Raw genomic sequence first — 17,560 nt, 5'->3', positions numbered from 1 at the left:
AAGAGAACCCGGCCCCGGCCCGCCGCAGGCACCCTCAGGAAGAATCCCGCTCCACCAGCTCCGTGGGCAGCAGCACCTGCCGATGCACGGCCCCCCGCGCCTGCGGCGGCCGCCGCTCGGCGATCTCCGCGAGGAGGACGTCGATCATCGCCCGGCCCATCTCCTCGATGGGCTGCCGCACGCTGGTGAGCGGGGGTTCCATGTGGCGGGCGATGGCGGAGTCGTCGAAGCCGATGAGGGCGACGTCCTCCGGTATCCGGCGGTTCATGGCGCGCAGCGTCTGGCGGGCGCCGGCCGCCATCACGTCGGAGGCCGCGAAGACGGCGTCCAGGTCGGGGCGGTGCTCCAGGAGCTGGGCCATGGCGCGCCGGCCGCCCTCCTCCGTGAAGTCGCCGGGCACGATCAGGCGCTCGTCGATGTGCTGCCCGGCCTCCTCCAGGCCGGCGCGGTAGCCGTCGACGCGGCACTGGGCACCGTAGATCTCCAGACGGCCCGCGATGTGGGCGATGGTGCGCCGGCCGCGGGAGACCAGGTGCTGCACGGCGGAGCGCGCGCCGGCGAAGTTGTCGGCCTCGACCGAGGGCAGGGTCTCCTCGGCGGACCTGCGGCCGCTGATCACCGTGGGGATCTCCAGCTCGGCCAGCAGGTCGGGAAGCGGGTCGTCGGCGTGCACGGAGACGAGCAGCACGCCGTCCACCCGGTGCGCGGCGAGGTACTGGGCGAGCCGCTCCCGCTCGCGCGCGCTGCCCGCGAAGATCAGCAGGAGCTGCATCTCGGTGTCCGCCAGCTCCGCGCCGACGCCGTGCAGCATCCCGGAGAAGTACGGCTCGGCGAAGAACCTGGTCTCGGGCTCGGGGACCACGAGGGCGATGGCGTTGGTGCGGTTGGCGGCCAGCGCGCGGGCCGCGGTGTTCGGCACGTAGCCCAGTTCGGCGACGGCGGCCTCCACGGCCGCCCGGGTGGTCTCGCTGACCCGGGGTGAGCCGTTTATCACCCGGGAGACCGTGCCGCGGCCCACGCCGGCACGCGCGGCGACCTCCTCCAGAGTCGGCCGCCCGCCGCTCCGGCCCCGCGTTCCGTGGCCCGCCATCTACCCGCCTCCTGTCCACCGCCGTCCGGCCAGGAATCTAACAGCCCGGCTCCCCCGCCCGGCCCCCACGCCCACCCGACGCCCCGACACCACCCCAACCCCACGGTCTCATCCACCCCACCCACAAGCCCCACACCAAGCACCCCGATGGGGGCGCAGGGAACCTCGCGCCCCCCAAACGCCCCCGCACCAGCCCCCCACCCCAAGCCCCCGCTCACCTGTCGGCATGGCCGCACCCCGTCCCCCAAGGGGCGCGGGGAACTGCGCGAGCAACCGAGACCCACCCGCACCGAACCACGCCCCCAAGCCCCCAGAGCCTCACCCCACCCGCCACCCGCCCGCCACTGAACCCGCACCCCAGCCCCCCTCAAGGGGCGCGGGGAACTGCGCAAAAAAACCGAAACCCACCCGCACCGAACCACCGCCCCAAGCCCCCACGCCCTCATCCACCCCCACCCACCCGCCACCGGGCCCGCACCCAGCACCCCAAAAGGGGCGCGGGGAACTGCGCAAAAACCAAGACGCACCCGCACCGAACCACCCGGCCACCCCCTCCCGGCTCACCCAGGCCGCAGGCCGCCCCTCGACCTAACGGCCCGATAACTCACGCCACATCAACCCCCCGCTCTCTTGACACCCCCGCGCAGAGCCGCGAGTCTTCAACACATCACATGTGGGAGCGCTCCCACAGTACCTGGCACATACATCTCCCGCACGTTCCCCACCCGCGCCGCCGGCACGTTTGATCGTGTTGTCCAACAGTGCAGTTGGCCCGGGGGGTCGGCACGTCAGGGGCAACAGGAGGACGCAATGCGCACGAGCATCCGCGGGTCCCGGCGGCTGGTGGCCCTCGCGGCCGTCGCCGCTCTCACGACGGGGCTGCTGGCCGGTTGCGCCGAGGACTCTTCCGACGGGTCGTCGGACACGTCGTCGGGCGGCGGCGACTCGAACGGCAAGATCACGCTGACGGTGGGCACCTTCGGTGTCTTCGGGTACAAGCAGGCCGGTCTCTACGACGAGTACATGAAGCTGCATCCGGACATCAGCATCAAGGAGAACGTCACCGAGCGGAACGACGTCTACTACCCCAAGATGCTGACGCGCCTCCAGGCGGGCAGCGGCGCGGACGACGTCCAGGCCATCGAGATCTCCAACATCACCGAGGTCGCGCAGACCCAGGCCGACAAGTTCGAGGACCTCAGCAAGGCCAAGGGCTACGACAAGTCCCAGTTCGTGGACTGGAAGACCCAGCAGGCCACGAGCAAGGACGGCAAGCTCGTGGCGCTGGGCGCCGACATCGGCCCGATGGCGGTCTGCTACCGCAAGGACCTGTTCCAGAAGGCCGGTCTTCCCACGGACCGCGACGAGCTGGCCAAGCTCTGGGCCGGCAACTGGGACAAGTACGTCGACCTCGGCAAGCAGTACATGAAGAAGGCGCCGGCCGGCACCAAGTTCGTGGACAGCGCCGCGGGCGTCTACAACGCCGTGATCTCGGGCTCCAAGGACCGCTACTACGGCGCGGACGGCCAGCCGGACTACGAGAAGAGCGCGGGCCGCAAGCAGGCGTGGGACACCTCGATGCAGGTCGCCACGAGCAACATGTCCGCGAAGCTGAAGCAGTTCGACAAGCCGTGGGACCAGGCGTACGCCAACGGCAAGTTCGCGACCGTCTCCTGTCCGCCGTGGATGCTCGGCTACATCCAGGAGAAGGCCGGCGACGCTGGCAGGGGCAAGTGGGACGTGGCGGCGGCGCCCAACTCCGCGAGCTGGGGCGGCTCGTTCGTGGGCGTGCCCTCGCAGGGCAAGCACAAGGCGGAGGCGATCAAGCTCGCGCAGTGGCTGACGGCTCCCGAGCAGCAGGCGAAGGTCTTCGCCAAGCAGGGCTCCTTCCCGTCCACCCCGTCGGCGTACGCCTCGCTGAAGCCGCAGCCTGCCACCAACGCGTACTTCAACGACGCGCCCATCGCGCAGATCTTCGGTGACGCGGCCAAGAACATCCCCGTGGCCACCTTCGGGCTCAAGGACCAGCAGATCGGAAGCGCCATCGCCGACATCGGCGTGCTCCAGGTCGAGCAGCAGGGCAAGAGCCCCGCGCAGGGCTGGTCGGCGGCCGAGAAGGAAATCAAGGACGTCCTGGGCGAGTGACGATGTCCCACACCACCACGCCTGAGACCTCAGCGCACGCCGAGACCGCGTCCCCTGCCAAGGGGGGCGCGGCCCCGGCCGCGTCCGGGCGCCCGCGCGGCGCGCCGAAGCCGCCGTCCTCGTGGCGCAGCCGGCTCTACCGCTGGGACATGAAGGCGAGCCCGTACGCCTTCATCGCCCCCTTCTTCCTCTTCTTCGGGGCCTTCGGGCTCTTCCCGCTGATCTACACGGGCTGGTCGTCGCTGCACAGCGTGCAGCTGGCGAACCTGGACAGCCAGACCTGGGTGGGGCTCGACAACTACACCAACCTCATCCAGAGCGATTTCTTCTGGACCGCCCTGAAGAACACCTTCCTCATCGGTGTGATCTCCACGGTCCCCCAGCTGCTGATGGCCATCGGCATCGCGCACCTGCTCAACTACAAGCTGCGCGGCTCCGTCTTCTGGCGCGTCACCATGCTGGCCCCCTACGCCACCTCGGTGGCCGCCGCCACGCTCGTCTTCACGCTGCTCTACTCGTGGGACGGCGGCGCGATCAACTGGCTGCTGCACTTCGCCGGCATCGACCCCGTCAACTGGCGCGAGTCGATGTGGGGCTCCAAGTTCGCCGTGTCGTCGATCGTGATCTGGCGCTGGACCGGCTACAACGCCCTGATCTACCTGGCGGCGATGCAGGCGGTGCCCGCGGACCTGTACGAGTCGGCGGCGATCGACGGGGCCTCGCGCTGGGAGCAGTTCCGGCACGTGACGATCCCGATGCTCCGGCCGACGATCCTCTTCACGGTCGTCGTCTCCACCATCGGGGCCACCCAGCTCTTCGGCGAGCCGCTGCTGTTCGGCGGCAACTCCGGGTCGAAGGGCGGCGCGGACCACCAGTTCCAGACGCTGGGCCTCTACATGTACGACCAGGGCTGGGTGATCGGCAATCTGGGCAAGGCGTCCGCCATCGCCTGGACGATGTTCCTGATCCTGCTGATCATCGCCGCGATCAACATGCTGGTCGCCCGACGCCTGAGGAAAGACTGATGCGGTACGTCCCGGGGCGCGCTCCCCGCTCCGCCCGCCACCCCAGCGGCCCGGCGCGCCGGCCCGGTGCCCGGCCGCGACATCCGCGGGATCCACGACATCCGCGACGTCCGCGAGGAGGAGTCCAGTGAGGTCCACCGCCCTGGCCCCGCGGGCCGGCCGGCAGTTGCACGCCGGTCCCGTCACCTACACCGTGCTCAGCGTGTTCACGGTGGTGTCCCTGCTTCCGCTGATCTGGACGGCGGTCGCCGCGTCCCGGACGGACCAGCGGCTCGCCCAGACCCCGCCGCCGCTGTGGTTCGGCGGCAACCTGTTCAAGAACCTGTCGACGGCCTGGGAGCAGGGCGGTCTCGGCAAGGCGATGGTCAACTCCGTGATCGTCGCGGGCAGCATCACCGTGGGCACGGTGCTCTTCTCGACCATCGCCGGGTTCGCGTTCGCCAAGCTGAAGTTCAGGTTCAGCAGCACGCTCCTGCTGGTCACCATCGGCACGATGATGGTGCCGCCGCAGCTCGGGGTGGTGCCGCTCTACCTGTGGATGGCGGACCTGCACTGGTCGAACCAGCTCCAGGCGGTGATCCTGCCGACGCTGGTGAGCGCCTTCGGGGTGTTCTTCATGCGGCAGTACCTCGTACAGGCGCTGCCGGGCGAGCTGATCGAGGCGGCCAGGGTGGACGGGGCGAGCAGCCCCCGGATCATCTGGCACGTGGTGTTCCCCGCGGCCCGCCCCGCGATGGCCGTCCTGGGCCTGCTGACGTTCGTGATGGCCTGGAACGACTTCCTGTGGCCCATCATCGCGCTGAACCAGGCGAATCCCACCGTTCAGGTGGCCCTGAACCAGCTCGGTACGGGGTATATCCCTGATCAGGCGGTCATCATGGCGGGTGCCCTGCTGGGCACCCTGCCGCTGCTGGTCGCCTTCGTCCTGTTCGGCAAGCAGATCGTCGGCGGCATCATGCAGGGCGCCGTCAAGGGCTGAGAGCCCGTCGCACTCTCACGCGGCCGGCCCCGTCCAGCGGGTCCGGGACCGGCCCGGCCCGAACGGACGGCGGCCGACGCGGTGTCCGGACCGCGGCGCCCGTACCGCGTCGCCGCCCTCCGGGGGCGGCCGGGCGCCGCCCTCCCCCGTCCCGTACGCGTCCACCTCCACCCCGTCCAGCCCTTCCGTCCCTTCCCCGAACCTGACTATGGGAGCGCTTCCATGCCTGAATCACTGACCTTCCCCCCTGGCTTCCTCTGGGGGGCGGCGACTTCCGCATACCAGATCGAGGGAGCGGTGCGGGAGGACGGCCGCACTCCCTCGATCTGGGACACCTTCAGCCATACCCCCGGCAAGGTGGCCTTCGACGAGAACGGCGACGTCGCCGTCGACCACTACCACCGCTACCGCGACGACGTGGCGATGATGGCGGGCCTCGGCCTGAAGGCGTACCGCTTCTCCGTCTCGTGGTCCCGCGTGCAGCCCACCGGCCGGGGCCCCGCGGTCCAGCGCGGCCTGGACTTCTACCGCCGGCTCGTCGACGAGCTGCTGGAACACGGCATCCAACCCGCCCTGACGCTCTACCACTGGGACCTCCCGCAGGAACTTGAGGACGCGGGAGGCTGGCCGGAGCGCGAGACGGCGTATCGCTTCGCCGAATACGCCACGATCCTCGGCGAAGCGCTCGGCGACCGGGTCGAGCGCTGGATGACCGTCAACGAGCCCTGGTGCGCCGCCTTCCTCGGCTACTCCTCCGGCGTGCACGCCCCCGGCCGCACCGACCCGGCCGCCTCGCTGCGCGCCGCGCACCACCTCAACCTGGCGCACGGCCTGGCCACCAGCGCCCTGCGGAGCATCCTGCCGGCCCGGGCCACCATCGCGTTGAGCCTCAACTCCCAGGTCATCAGGCCGCTCACGGACGACCCCGCGGACCTTGACGCGCAGCGCCGGGTGGACAACCTCGCGAACGGCGTCTTCCACGGCCCGATGCTCCGGGGCGCCTACCCGGACTCGCTGTTCACGGACACCGCCGCGCTCACCGACTGGAGCTTCGTCGAGGACGGCGACCTCGCCGCCTGCCACCAGCCGGTGGACGCGCTCGGCCTCAACTACTACACGCCGGTGCTGGTGTCCGCGAAGTCGAACGCGCCGTCCGGGCCGATCGCCACCAACCACGGCGTCAGCGAGCACTCCCCGTGGCCGGCCGCCGACGAGGTCACCTTCCACCAGCCGCCCGGCGAGTGCACCGAGATGGGCTGGGCCATCGACCCGACCGGGCTGTACGACCTGATCACGCGCTACAGCAGGATGCGGCCGGACCTGGAGCTGTACGTCACCGAGAACGGCGCCGCCTACGACGACAAGCCGGAGACCGACGGCCAGGTCAACGACCCCGAGCGGATCGCCTACCTGCACGGCCACCTGAAGGCGGTGCACCGCGCCATCGCCGACGGGGCCGACGTCCGCGGCTACTACCTCTGGTCCCTGATGGACAACTTCGAGTGGGCGCACGGCTACGGCAAGCGCTTCGGCGCGGTGTACGTGGACTACGCCACGCAGGTCCGCACCCCCAAGGCGAGCGCCCTGTGGTACGCGGACCTGGCACGCGGCGGTGCGCTGCCGGTGGACTTCACCTGGCACTCGGGCCCGACGGGCTGACGGACGGGGGCGCGCCCCGGCCGTGTGGGGGGAAGCCGGCCGGGGCGCGCACTTGTGGGGGGTGGTGGTGGTCAGGGGTCGGTCGGCCTCAGGGGCCGGTTGGCTCGGGATCGGTCGGCCTCAGGGGCCGGTTGCCCTCACGGAGCCGGTTGCGGGGCCCGGCTCACTTGTAGGCGCCGAAGGCCTTCGTGAACGCGAGGGCGTCCTGGTCGATCGAGGAGCAGGTGGGCTGGGCACTGCCGGACGAGCCGCCGTCGCACGGCTTGTCACGGGTGGCGGACCACATGGAGAGCCAGCCCGCGCCCTTCTCCTGGGCGAACTTCACCAGCTCGGTGGCGTTGTCGACGGTGAACTTCTCGGTGTTGACGTCGTTGACGCCGATCATCGGGGTGATCGCGACCTTCTGCCAGGCCTCGCTGTCGGAGACCCCGAGCGCGTCCTTGATCTGCCCCTGGGCGGCGGTGGCGGCCTGCTCGGCGTACTTCGCCATGTCGTCGCTGTACGAGGGGCCGTAGTCCATCGCCATGATGTTGACGGCGGAGACGTTGACACCGTTGTCCTTGGCGTTCTTGAGCAGGTCGGTGCCGGGCTGGGTGAGACCCTCGGGCATCACCGGGAGGGTGAACGACACGTCCAGGTCGGGGTGGTCCTTCTGGAGCTGGGCGATGGCCTGGGCGCGGCGGGTGTTGGCCTCCGTGTTCGGCAGCGCGGAGCCCTCGATGTCGAAGTCGACCTTGGTGAGCTTGAAGGCGTCGATCGCCTTGCCGTAGGCCCCGGCGAGCTCGTCGGCGCTGGAGCAGGCGAGCGCGAGCTCGGAGCCGGAGGCGCCGCCGAAGGAGACCCGGACGTCGCCGCCCGCGGCACGCAGGTCGTCGATCTGACCGGCCACCTCGTTGGAGTTCAGGTCGCCTCCCCCACTGCCTTGAGGGCGTGGGAGGGACCCCCAGCCGCCCCACTTGGGATCGCAGCCGCCGCCCGAGGTGAGGAAGGCGAGGTTGAAGGTGTCGACGCCGGTGTCCTTCGCGGTCGCCACGAGGTCGAAGGCCGGGGAGAGCGAGGTGTCGACGTACGGCGCGAACGCGCCGCCGGCCGCCTGCCCGTCGGAGCCCGGCGCGGCGGTGGGGGTGGCGAGTGCGGTGGCGGAGAAGAGGAATCCGCCGCCCACCACCATGCCCGCGGCGACGAAGCCCCGCATCGTCTTGGTCGTCGAACTGGCCCTGCGACGGTGCATGCTGGTCATCACGTGCCTGCCTTAGCTGTGCCGCGGCCCGCCTTGTTCAGCGGAAGCCGGCACTCGGTCGGGGACGCCCGCTCCCGTCGAACCGGACGCCCGGGGCGAGGGGGAGCCCCGGGGTCCGGGGCGGACGCCCGTGGGGGGTCATGCGCAGCACCGTAGCGACCGGGAACCGGGCGAATCGGATTGTACGGACGGGAGTTGGCGTTCTTAGGCTGCTCTTAAGGAAGGCATCGGGGTCGATTAAAGGAGGCCCGCAGGGGCGGGGGTGAGCCGGCGGTGACGTGGTCCGGGAACGGGCGCGTCCCAGCGCGCGGGGCCTCGTGGACCGGCTTCGCCGCATCCGGCCGGGGACCTCGCGTCAGCTCGCGCGTCCGAACGGCCGGTCGATGACCGCGACTCCGACGAAGCCGAACGAGATCGCGCAGAAGGCGGTCCGGATGCCGTGCGCGATCTGCCAGCGGTCGCGGATACCCGCCCAGTCCGCCGGGGGCGTCTGCGCGTTCCAGTCGACCTGCGCGAGGTTGATGGGCGCGTTGACCGCGAACGAGAGCACCAGAGCCAGCACGAGCAGGACGAACGCCGCGGCCGCGGGGCGCAGCGCGGGGCTGCCGGTCCTCCACGCAAGGAGGACCAGCACCGCCACGGCGACGAACGTGGGTCCGAGGGTGGCGCCGATGTACCAGGGGAACCAGTCGTGCTCCGCCTGCCGGACCTCGACGTAGTCGGGCCCGCTCAGGCGGCGCAGGGCCAGTTCGAGGATGAGCGTGGCGAGGGCGCCCCCGGCGACCACCCCGCTGCCCAGAAGGCTCACATATCGCGTGATCTTGACGAGCAGGGCGTTCGTCATCGCTCACGCTCCCGTCGGACCCTGGCCGGCATGACCTCAGCCCACCACACGCCTGAGGCGGGCACTGAGCTACAACCCACCGGGCAGGTGGGTGATTCAAGGGCTTTTTCCAGGGGGCCTCATCGCCTGATGCTGCGGGGGCGGGCGGAACCTGCCGCAAGGGAACGTCTGAACCCTGCCGGAGCCGTGGCCCGCTCAGGACGCCCCCGCCGTGCGAGGACGCCGTGACACCCGGTGGGCGCGCCGCAGGCGGCCGGTGACGCGGCGGCCGTCGGCGCCGCGGTCCCGGAGCTGGAGCCAGATCCGCACCTCCGTGCCGCCCAGCACGGAGCGCCCGATCCGTACGTCGCCCCCGGTGGACTCCGCGAGCCTGCGCACGATGTCGAGGCCGAGCCCGGTCGAGCCGGCGCCCCCCGAGCTGGCGCCGCGGGCCAGCGCGGCGCGCGGGTCGGGGATGCCGGGGCCCGCGTCGGAGACCAGCACCAGCACCGCGTCCTCGCCGTTGTGGACGTCCACCGAGAAGGCGGTGCCCTCCGGGGTGTGCCGGAAGACGTTGCCGAGCAGTGCGTCGAGCGCGGCGGCGAGGTCGGCGCGCGCCACGGGGATGCGTACCGGACGCTCCACGCCCGCCACCCGCACCGTGCGCCCCTCGTCCTCGGCGAGCGCCGACCAGAAGCCCATCCTCTCCCGGATCACCTCGGCGGCGTCGCACCCGGCCCCGGGCCCTGGGGCCGCGGTCTGCGGCTTGGCGGCGCGCGCCGTGGCGATGATGGTGTCCACCTCGCGTTCCAACTGCTCGACGGCGGCCCGGGTCTGCTCGGCCGCGGGGCCGTCGCCGAGGGAGGCGGCGTTGAGCCTGAGCACGGTCAGCGGGGTGCGCAGCCGGTGGGACAGGTCGGCCGCCAGCTCCCGTTCGTTGGCGAGGAGCTGCACCACCTGGTCGGCCATGGAGTTGAACGCGACGGCCGCGAGCCGTAGTTCGGTGGGGCCCTCCTCGGGGACCCGCGCCCCGAGCCGTCCCTCGCCGAGTTCGTGGGCGGCACCCACCAGGCGGCGGGCCGGCTTGACCATCCGGATGCCGAGCCGGTCGGCGACGGCGACGGAGCCGACGATCAGCGCGATGCCCACGGCACCCAGCACCAGCCAGGCCCGCTGCACGCCCTTGGTCATCTCGGCCTCCGGCACGAAGACCTCGACCAGGGCGATCTTCCCGGAGCTGAGCGCGGTGGGCTGGAGCAGCACGGAGCCGCCGGGCACCGCGGAGATGGAGGCCCGGCCCAGCCTGCGGGTGGTGGCGAGGTCGTCCTCGGCGGCCCGGCGGGTCCCGAGGTCGAGGGCGGGGGCGCCGCCGGTGGCCGGGATGTGCAGGGCGATCCGGTTGCCCGGTCCGTCCTGGGCGGCGGCGAGGGCGCGGGTCAGCTCGCTGCGGTCCTGGGTGATGGAGAGCGTCGGGCCGAGGGCCGCGGCCCTGCGTTCCGCGTCGGAGATGGCCCGGTCGCGCGCCATCTCCTTGACGACGAGACCGAGGGGTACGGCGAAGGCGACGACGACCATCGCGGTGACGGCCAGGCAGACCCGGACCAGCGCCCACCTCATCGGGCGGCCTCCCGCGGCGGCTCCAGCTTCACGCCGACACCCCGCAGGGTGTGCAGGTAGCGCGGCCGGGCCGCCGTCTCGCCGAGCTTCCTGCGCAGCCAGGAGAGGTGCACGTCGATGGTCTGGTCGTCGCCGTAGGCCTGCTGCCACACCGCGGCGAGCAGTTCCCTGCGGGGTACGACGACTCCGGGGCGGCCCGCGAGGAAGGCCAGCAGGTCGAACTCGCGGCGGGTCAGGTCGAGCCGGGCGCCGTCCAGCTCGGCCTCGCGGCGCAGCGGGTCGATGTGGAGCCCGCCCACCTGGATCACCCGGTCCGGCGGCACCGTCCGGGTGCTCGCGCGGGAGCGTCGCAGCACCGCGGCGATCCGGGCGGAGAGGTGCTCCACGGAGAACGGCTTGGTGAGGTAGTCGTCGGCGCCGTCGTTGAGGAGCCGGACGATCTCGGTCTCGTCGTCGCGCGCGGTGGCGATGATCACGGGCACGTCCGTGATGCCCCGCAGCATCTTCAGCGCCTCGGCGCCGTCCAGGTCGGGCAGCCCGAGGTCGAGTATGACCACGTCGAACTGGTGGTGCGCGACCTCGCGGAGCGCTTCCAGAGCGGTGCCGACGCTGCGCACGGTGTGGGGGTCGGCGCCGGCGGCCCGGAGTGCGGGGTTTGCCCCTGGCAGTTCCGTGAGGTGCCGGATGAGGGCCGAGCGTACGAAGGGGTCGTCCTCGACCACGAGCACACGAGCCATGCCCGGCACCGTACGCCATGGGAACGGTCCCCCGTCCCGCTCGGGCCCCAAGAGACGGCAGGGTGCTCCCGCACCCCGCGGGGTGCGGTTTCCCGACAACCCGGGACCGGGCGGGGACAGGGGTGCGCCCGGTGCGGCACTATGGCCGGGATGCTCAAGGGACTGGTCCACGGCCTGGCTTGGTCGCTCGCCACCGGCGCTGCGGTCACGCTCTCGTGGTGGGGTGTGCACACGGTCCTCGCCGGCACCGCCTACGACCCGCCGCGCGCGGTGCCCATCACGGGCGGCGGAATGACGCCGGACGCCACGGAGCCCCTCTCGTCGTCCACGCACCGCCCGCGTCCCTCGCCCTCGCCCACCCCCCGCACCCACTCCCCCCAGCCGCCCCCGCCCTCGCACGGCACCCCGCCGAAGCAGAAGCCGAGCGACCCGCCGAGCCCGTCGGCGCCCCAGGAGGACACCGACGAAGGGGTCGTACGGGGCTACGACACCCCGGGCGGCCGGGTGGTGCTGGACATCAGCCGGGCCTCCGCGAGCCTGGTGTCCGCGACACCCGATCCGGGCTGGTCGATGCAGGTGTGGAAGGAACCCGACTGGATCCGGGTCGAGTTCACCAGGGACTCCGACGAGGTGTCGGTGTTCTGCACCTGGAACGGGCACCAGCCGCAGGTCCAGATCGTCACGTACTGACCCGCGGGCCGGGGCGCACCGGGCCGGCCCGACCCCGGACCGGCCCGGACGGGCAGCCGCCGGAACTCAGTGGCCCACCATCACCGTGGGGTCGGCGGCCTTGGCCTTCCTGCGGGGCAGCAGGGCGGCGGGGACCAGGCAGACCGCGATGAGGACGGCCGCCACGAGGAACACCCCGGCGAACGCGTCACCCATCTCGTCGCGTACCTGGACGGGAGAGGTCGCGGTGATGTCCTTGAGGCCGTTCGTGAGGAGCACCGAGAACAGGGCGGTGCCGATCGAGGCCGCCACCTGCTGGACGATGTTCATCAGTGTCGAGCCCCGGGCGACGTTGTGGTCCTTCAGGGTGGCCAGCGCCGATGCCATGATCGGCATCATGGCGGCGCCCATGCCGAGGCCCATCACGAAGAGTGCGGTGATGACGTAGGTGTAGGAGGTCTCGGCGGTCAGTTGTGTGAACATGCCCATGCCCACGGTGATCACGGCGATGCCGGTCATCACGATCTTGCCGGGGCCTATCCTGTCGGCGAGCATCCCGGCGATCGGCATGGTGATCATCGCTCCTATGCCCTGCGGGGCGAGGAGGAGCCCGGAGTCGAGCGCCGACTCGCCGCGCACCTGCTGGAAGTAGAGCGGGAACAGCAGGCTGGCGCCGAAGAAGGCGACGGCGAACAGCGACATCGCGATCACCGAGATGCTCATGTCCCGGTTGAGGAGCAGGCGCAGGTCGACCAGCGGATGGATGTTGCGCCGGTGCAGGGCCCACGGCACGAACGCCGCGATCAGGACGAGGCCGATGACCGCGGGCACGAGCACCTCGGCGTCCCAGACGGTGCCGGTCTCGGGGATGGTCGAAACGCCGTACAGGAATGTCGCCAGTCCCGGCGAGAGCATCACCATTCCCAGCCAGTCGAAGGTCTCCGAAGGCTCCACCCGGTCCTTGGGCAGGACTTTCGCCGCGTAGACCAACGCGATCACGCCGATCGGCACGTTGATCAGGAAGATCCAGTGCCATGAGGCGACGTCGATCAGCCAGCCGCCGAGAATGGGGCCGAAGATCGGGCCGAGCAGCATGGGGATACCGAGTACGGCCATCACCCGGCCGACTCTCTCGGGGCCGGCGGCCCGCGTCAGGATCGTCATGCCGAGCGGCATCAGCATGCCGCCGCCGAGGCCCTGGACGACCCGGAACGCGACGAGCATCTCAAGAGAGGTGGCGGCGGCGCACAGCGCGGAGCCGGCGGCGAACAGGGTGATCGCGAGCAGGTAGAGCCGTTTGGTGCCGAACCTGTCGGCGGCCCAGCCGGTGAGCGGGATGACGCTGGCCAGAGCCAGCGTGTAGCCGGTCATCGTCCAGGCCACCTGGGCGGAGGTCGCTCTGAACTCCTTCTGGAACGTCTCCAGCCCGACCGACACCACCGTGATGTCGAGGATCGACATGATCCCGCCGAGAACGATCACGCCGGCCACGAGGAGAACCCCGCGATCGAGCCCGTCGCGGGACTTGTCGAGCGGAGGTCTGCTCTCGCTCTGTTGTGATGTGGCCACTTCTCAACCTTCCAGGGAAAAGAACCACCCGAGTCGCCAGACCGCTCACCTGATGTGGCTGCCGGATGGCGGCGATCGCCGCGGGCCCCCGCGGGCGCGGGAGACCTCCGCCTCATTCAGGCCAGCCTGAATTCGACCGACGTGCCCCACCCTCACACCGGACGACATGATGGTTCGGAATACTGATGAACCGTTATGGAACATGACCGTACCATTCGCCGGTGGGCCATTATGGTCCGGTTAATGACAAGAAATGCGAGCCTGCACCTTCATGCCGCGGCCGCCATCCTCGATGCCGCCGCAGCGGTTCCCGCCCGGCAGGCCGGGAGTGCCGGCATGTCGACGCGCGACGGCAGCCGGCGTGGGCCGCACCACGCCCTACCGCTGCTTCCCTCGGCACGGAACCCGCCGCGGCTGCTCAGCCGGACGGGACAGCGCGACGTCGGCCCGGCCGGCGCCCGAGTACCGGCGGCCATCTCACCCCGCGCCGAACGCCCCCGGTGGCGGGGCCGGTGAGTCCGCCGCGGTGGCGTCGGTGACGGGCGGTGCCCCGGCGGTGAAGTCGGTGAGGGCCCGGCCGTGTTCGACGCGGCCGTGCCCCGGGTCCGCGGCGCAGCGGCGGGTGAGCTCGGCCAGCGGCAGGGGATGGTCGCAGGCCACGAGCACGGCGTTGCCGAAGCGCCTGCCGCGCAGCACGGCCGGGTCGGCGATCAGCGCCAGCTCGGCGAACCGCGTGGCCGCGGTCGCGACCTGGGCGCGCAGATGGGTGAGCGGGGGGCCGTCCGCGAGGTTCGCCGCGTAGTGGCCGCCGGCCGCGAGGACCCGGTGGACCTCGGCGACGAACTCGGTGCTGGTGAGGTGGGCGGGGGTGCGTGCCCCGCCGAACACGTCAGTGATCACCAGGTCGGCCCAGCCGTCGGGGAAGCGGGACAGCGCGGCGCGGGCGTCCGCGCAGCGCACGCGGATGCGTGCGGCGGGGTCCAGCGGCAGTTCGCGGCGGACGAAGTCGACGAGCGCCGCGTCGTGCTCGACGACCTGCTGGGTGGAACGGGGCCGGGTGGCGGCGGTGTAGCGGGCGAGCGTGAAGGCCCCGCCGCCGAGGTGCAGGGCGCGCACGGGCCGGCCGGGCGGGGCCGCCAGGTCGATGAGGTGCCCGAGCCTGCGCTGGTAGGCGAAGTCGAGGTACGCCGGATCGTCGAGGTCCACGTGCGACTGCGGGGCGCCGTCCAGGAGCAGGGTCCGGGCCCGCGGCCGGTCCGGGTCGGGCATCAGCTCGGCGGTGCCGCCGCCGACCTCGGCGCGGACCACGGCGTCCCCGATCCGGCGCCGCCCCGCCCGCTCCCCGCGCTCTCCGCGCTCCCCTCGCGCGCCGCCCTCCGCCCGGCGCCCCTTGCCCTTTGCCATCCGGCCATTATGAGCGGCGCGGCTCGGGGTGCGGGCGCGGGTTGCCCACGCCCCGCGGGGCGGTGCGCGCCCGGTCCGCGGGCCCCGACGGCGGTGGCGGTAGGGGCGGTGGCGGCCTCAACGGCGGTTGGCCGCCCACCGGCGGAAGGCCGCTCGACGGGGGCAGTCCGCTGCACGGCAGCGGTCCGCTCAACCGCAGCGTCCCGTCAACGGCAGTTGTCCGCCGCCGCGATCAGCCGTGCCGCCACTCCGAGCGCGGCCCGCAGCACCGTGGGATCGGTCAGCCGCCCGGTGTCCCCGGGCGGCAGGAGCCATCCGCCCTCGCCGTCGATCGGCGGGGCGCCCGCCGGTCCGGGGACGTCGCCCCGGGTCTGGGTGCAGGCGCTGCCCGGCAGGTCCCAGGCGGCCGCCGTACCGGGCGGCACCAGGAATCCGAGGGTGTCGCAGGCGCCGTCGTGCAGCACGGGGCCGACCGCGCGCGCCGCGGCGCGGCGCAGGATGTCGACGGCCTCAAGGCCCTGCCGGGCCGGGACGGTGACCAGGTCGCAGAGGTCGCCGCGGACCTCCACGGCCACCGGGCGCGCCCCCGGACAGTGCTCCAGCACCTTCACGACGGTCCTCCTCTTCCACACACCACGGTCCTCCTCGATCGCATTCGGGGGTTCACGGGACGCAGGCCGTCCGCTCCCTGGACCAGCCGCAGGGCTCAACGCGGCCCGTCCTCCCGGGCTACGGCCCGATCCGGGTGCATGGGCCGGTGCCGTACGCCCTGACCAGGGGTGGGATAGGCCGTTCATATTCACAACTCTGCGTACACGATGGTAACTCTGCGTGCGCAACCCCGTGCCGCTCTCCCCTCGGACCCCCGCCGTCCCCGGCCCCGCCCCCGCGCTACAGCGCACCCCCTGGGGCGCGAAAAGCAGCCGAAGCGCCCCCACCGCACACCGAGATACCGCCAGACGCTCCCCACCCGGAGCACCCCCAGGCGCATCCCCAGGTGAACGGCCCCCGACCCGCGGCCGACCCCGGCCACCACCCCGCGCCACCACCCCGCGCCACCACCCGGCGCCACGCCCCCACGCCGCCACCCGCGCCGAGGACACCCCGGCACCCCCTCCACGAAACACGGGGGACCGGACGGCGTCACTCCACCGACCCGACCAGGACACCCCTGATCCCCACCCGGGACACCCCGAAGCCTCTCCGACAACACCCCCGAGCCGCCTGGAGGATGGCCGAAACGCCGTCTGGCCCCCGCGGACGGCCCGGCGTCCGCGAACCACCGCCGAATGAAACGCCAATCCGCGGTGAACCTGATGAGCACGGAAGGTGAGACGAGGTACCTCATTAGGCGGATTTCCCCGGACAGAAACCCCCCGCCGAGCGTCTGCCCGCACCCCTCCCGAGGAGGCAACCCGGCCCATGGCGACTGCGTCTATGACGATCAGGGGGGCGGCCCGCGGCGCACGATCACATACGGCATAAAATGGGCGCGGCCTTCGGGGCGGTGGTGAGCGGTCACGCTCGGCCGGCGCGAGGCCGCGAAAACGGAAGTAGGGAGACCACTCGGATGCCGCAGACGGACGCACCGGTCACCGGTGCGACAGTTAGCTTCCGGCTCCGCTGGTGGACCGAACTACCTCTGATCCTGGCGGTGTACGCCACCTACTCCGCGGGCCGGCTGCTCGCCCGCAGCGGTGCGGCCGTCCCGACCCGGCACGGGCTGACGATCCTGCACCTGGAGAGGGTCCTCCACCTCGACGTGGAAGGGCCGCTGAACCGCCTCTTCGCGCACCACCTGGCGATCGGCCTGCCCTCGGACTTCTGGTACGCGTCGCTGCACTACCTCGTCACGCCCGCGATAGTCGTCTGGCTCTTCCGCACCCGCCCCGACCAGTACCGCATCAGCCGCACCTGGCTGCTGCTGTCCACGTTCGTCGGCCTCGTCGGCTTCGCGCTGCTGCCGACCTGCCCGCCCCGGCTGCTGCCGCCGGCGAACGGGTTCATCGACACCATGGCCGAGTACAGCTCCTACGGCTGGTGGGGCGGCGACGCCAGCGCGCCGCGCGGCCTCGGCGGGATGACCAACCAGTACGCGGCGATGCCGAGCCTGCACGTCGGCTGGGCGCTGTGGTGCGGGCTGATGCTGTGGCGCCACGGCCGCTCGCCGCTCACCAGGGTCGCCGCGGTCGGCTACCCGCTGATCACCACGATCGTCGTGGTCGGCACCGCCAACCACTACCTCCTCGACGCCGTCGCGGGCGTCGCCGTGATGGCCGCCGGGCTGCTGCTCAGCCGGCCCGCCCTGCGGCTGGCCGACACCGCGCGGGCCCGGCTCACGGGGCGCCTCGCACCGGCGCTGACGGCCTGGACGCAGGCCGCGTTCGCGGGGACGGCGGCCGCTCCCGCGGGGACGCCGGCCGCTCCCGGACGGGCGGTACCCGCCCGGGGTGCCGCGATTGTCGGTGACGAGTGCCAGACTTCGGCGGGTGAGCGAATTCCCCGACCGCGCAAGCAGCGTGCCGAGCCGAGCACCCGCCCCGCCGACGCGGGGGACGGCGCTGCGGCACCGGCTCGCTGAGCTGCGCGGCCCCACGGCCGCC

The 17,560-nt window shown here is 72.1% G+C and carries 14 protein-coding genes; 6 read left to right on the top strand and 8 right to left on the bottom strand.

The genetic code is table 11. The features are described 5' to 3' along the window. Positions 1 to 34: 34 nt before the first annotated feature. Positions 35 to 1,090, bottom strand: coding sequence for a LacI family DNA-binding transcriptional regulator (locus Sm713_RS14085; RefSeq protein WP_212909969.1), 1,056 nt, complete (start codon positions 1,088 to 1,090; stop codon positions 35 to 37). A gap of 810 nt (positions 1,091 to 1,900) precedes the next feature. Between Sm713_RS14085 and Sm713_RS14080 the strand changes: the two genes are divergently transcribed. The 4 genes from Sm713_RS14080 (at position 1,901) to Sm713_RS14065 (ending at position 6,898) form a co-directional block, all read left to right on the top strand. Then, positions 1,901 to 3,235: an ABC transporter substrate-binding protein gene (locus Sm713_RS14080; protein WP_212909968.1), complete on the top strand. Its 1,335-nt coding sequence runs from the start codon at positions 1,901 to 1,903 to the stop codon at positions 3,233 to 3,235. A 2-nt stretch (positions 3,236 to 3,237) separates the two neighbouring features. Continuing rightward, the gene (locus tag Sm713_RS14075) at positions 3,238 to 4,260 is read left to right on the top strand and encodes a carbohydrate ABC transporter permease (protein WP_212911994.1); all 1,023 of its coding nucleotides are present in this window, start codon (positions 3,238 to 3,240) and stop codon (positions 4,258 to 4,260) included. Positions 4,261 to 4,387: 127 nt separating this feature from the next. Next, positions 4,388 to 5,239 (top strand): carbohydrate ABC transporter permease, encoded by an 852-nt coding sequence (locus Sm713_RS14070; protein ID WP_212909967.1) that lies wholly within the window; start codon positions 4,388 to 4,390, stop codon positions 5,237 to 5,239. A gap of 222 nt (positions 5,240 to 5,461) precedes the next feature. Next, positions 5,462 to 6,898, top strand: coding sequence for a GH1 family beta-glucosidase (locus Sm713_RS14065; protein ID WP_212909966.1), 1,437 nt, complete (start codon positions 5,462 to 5,464; stop codon positions 6,896 to 6,898). A 163-nt stretch (positions 6,899 to 7,061) separates the two neighbouring features. On the opposite strand, the gene Sm713_RS14060 is transcribed toward Sm713_RS14065, so the two are convergent. From Sm713_RS14060 to Sm713_RS14045, 4 genes are all read right to left on the bottom strand, one after another. Further along, positions 7,062 to 8,138, bottom strand: coding sequence for a chitinase (locus Sm713_RS14060; protein ID WP_212909965.1), 1,077 nt, complete (start codon positions 8,136 to 8,138; stop codon positions 7,062 to 7,064). A 355-nt stretch (positions 8,139 to 8,493) separates the two neighbouring features. Next, the gene (locus tag Sm713_RS14055) at positions 8,494 to 8,982 is read right to left on the bottom strand and encodes an anthrone oxygenase family protein (protein ID WP_212909964.1); all 489 of its coding nucleotides are present in this window, start codon (positions 8,980 to 8,982) and stop codon (positions 8,494 to 8,496) included. A gap of 195 nt (positions 8,983 to 9,177) precedes the next feature. After that, positions 9,178 to 10,578: a HAMP domain-containing sensor histidine kinase gene (locus Sm713_RS14050; protein ID WP_212909963.1), complete on the bottom strand. Its 1,401-nt coding sequence runs from the start codon at positions 10,576 to 10,578 to the stop codon at positions 9,178 to 9,180. Beyond that, on the bottom strand, positions 10,575 to 11,315 hold the full coding sequence (locus tag Sm713_RS14045) for a response regulator transcription factor (RefSeq protein ID WP_212909962.1): 741 nt from the start codon (positions 11,313 to 11,315) through the stop codon (positions 10,575 to 10,577). Before Sm713_RS14045 ends, Sm713_RS14050 begins: the two co-directional genes overlap by 4 nt. Before the next feature lie 150 nt (positions 11,316 to 11,465). Between Sm713_RS14045 and Sm713_RS14040 the strand changes: the two genes are divergently transcribed. Continuing rightward, positions 11,466 to 12,005 carry a hypothetical protein gene (locus Sm713_RS14040; protein WP_212909961.1) on the top strand — a complete coding sequence of 180 codons (540 nt, stop codon included), beginning with the start codon at positions 11,466 to 11,468 and terminating at the stop codon, positions 12,003 to 12,005. A 66-nt stretch (positions 12,006 to 12,071) separates the two neighbouring features. On the opposite strand, the gene Sm713_RS14035 is transcribed toward Sm713_RS14040, so the two are convergent. The 3 genes from Sm713_RS14035 to Sm713_RS14025 form a co-directional block, all read right to left on the bottom strand. Continuing rightward, positions 12,072 to 13,553, bottom strand: coding sequence for a DHA2 family efflux MFS transporter permease subunit (locus Sm713_RS14035; protein WP_212909960.1), 1,482 nt, complete (start codon positions 13,551 to 13,553; stop codon positions 12,072 to 12,074). Between the two features lie 477 nt (positions 13,554 to 14,030). Then, positions 14,031 to 14,957, bottom strand: a complete 927-nt coding sequence (locus Sm713_RS14030; RefSeq protein WP_212909959.1) for a spermidine synthase — start codon at positions 14,955 to 14,957, stop codon at positions 14,031 to 14,033. A 206-nt stretch (positions 14,958 to 15,163) separates the two neighbouring features. Further along, the gene (locus Sm713_RS14025; RefSeq protein WP_249416591.1) at positions 15,164 to 15,562 is read right to left on the bottom strand and encodes a hypothetical protein; all 399 of its coding nucleotides are present in this window, start codon (positions 15,560 to 15,562) and stop codon (positions 15,164 to 15,166) included. 965 nt (positions 15,563 to 16,527) lie between these two features. On the opposite strand from Sm713_RS14025, the gene Sm713_RS14020 reads away from it, so the two are divergent. Then, entirely contained in the window at positions 16,528 to 17,538 is a 1,011-nt protein-coding gene (locus tag Sm713_RS14020; RefSeq protein WP_212909958.1) for a phosphatase PAP2 family protein, read from the top strand. Positions 17,539 to 17,560: the final 22 nt, after the last annotated feature.

It is taken from the genome of Streptomyces sp. TS71-3 (assembly GCF_018327685.1).
Classification (GTDB): domain Bacteria; phylum Actinomycetota; class Actinomycetes; order Streptomycetales; family Streptomycetaceae; genus Streptomyces.
The sequence above is the reverse complement of the archived record's forward strand: the minus strand, read 5'-3'. Positions and strand labels throughout refer to the sequence as shown.

What these genes read in the sequence shown, in the direction of transcription:
- Sm713_RS14075 (WP_212911994.1), top strand. Translation starts at nt 3,238, where the DNA reads ATGTCCCACACCACCACGCCTGAGACCTCAGCGCACGCCGAGACCGCG.
- Sm713_RS14020 (WP_212909958.1), top strand. Translation starts at nt 16,528, where the DNA reads ATGCCGCAGACGGACGCACCGGTCACCGGTGCGACAGTTAGCTTCCGG.
- Sm713_RS14040 (WP_212909961.1), top strand. Translation starts at nt 11,466, where the DNA reads ATGCTCAAGGGACTGGTCCACGGCCTGGCTTGGTCGCTCGCCACCGGC.
- Sm713_RS14045 (WP_212909962.1), bottom strand. Translation starts at nt 11,315, where the DNA reads ATGGCTCGTGTGCTCGTGGTCGAGGACGACCCCTTCGTACGCTCGGCC.
- Sm713_RS14085 (WP_212909969.1), bottom strand. Translation starts at nt 1,090, where the DNA reads ATGGCGGGCCACGGAACGCGGGGCCGGAGCGGCGGGCGGCCGACTCTG.
- Sm713_RS14060 (WP_212909965.1), bottom strand. Translation starts at nt 8,138, where the DNA reads ATGACCAGCATGCACCGTCGCAGGGCCAGTTCGACGACCAAGACGATG.
- Sm713_RS14080 (WP_212909968.1), top strand. Translation starts at nt 1,901, where the DNA reads ATGCGCACGAGCATCCGCGGGTCCCGGCGGCTGGTGGCCCTCGCGGCC.
- Sm713_RS14050 (WP_212909963.1), bottom strand. Translation starts at nt 10,578, where the DNA reads ATGAGGTGGGCGCTGGTCCGGGTCTGCCTGGCCGTCACCGCGATGGTC.
- Sm713_RS14030 (WP_212909959.1), bottom strand. Translation starts at nt 14,957, where the DNA reads ATGGCAAAGGGCAAGGGGCGCCGGGCGGAGGGCGGCGCGCGAGGGGAG.
- Sm713_RS14055 (WP_212909964.1), bottom strand. Translation starts at nt 8,982, where the DNA reads ATGACGAACGCCCTGCTCGTCAAGATCACGCGATATGTGAGCCTTCTG.
- Sm713_RS14065 (WP_212909966.1), top strand. Translation starts at nt 5,462, where the DNA reads ATGCCTGAATCACTGACCTTCCCCCCTGGCTTCCTCTGGGGGGCGGCG.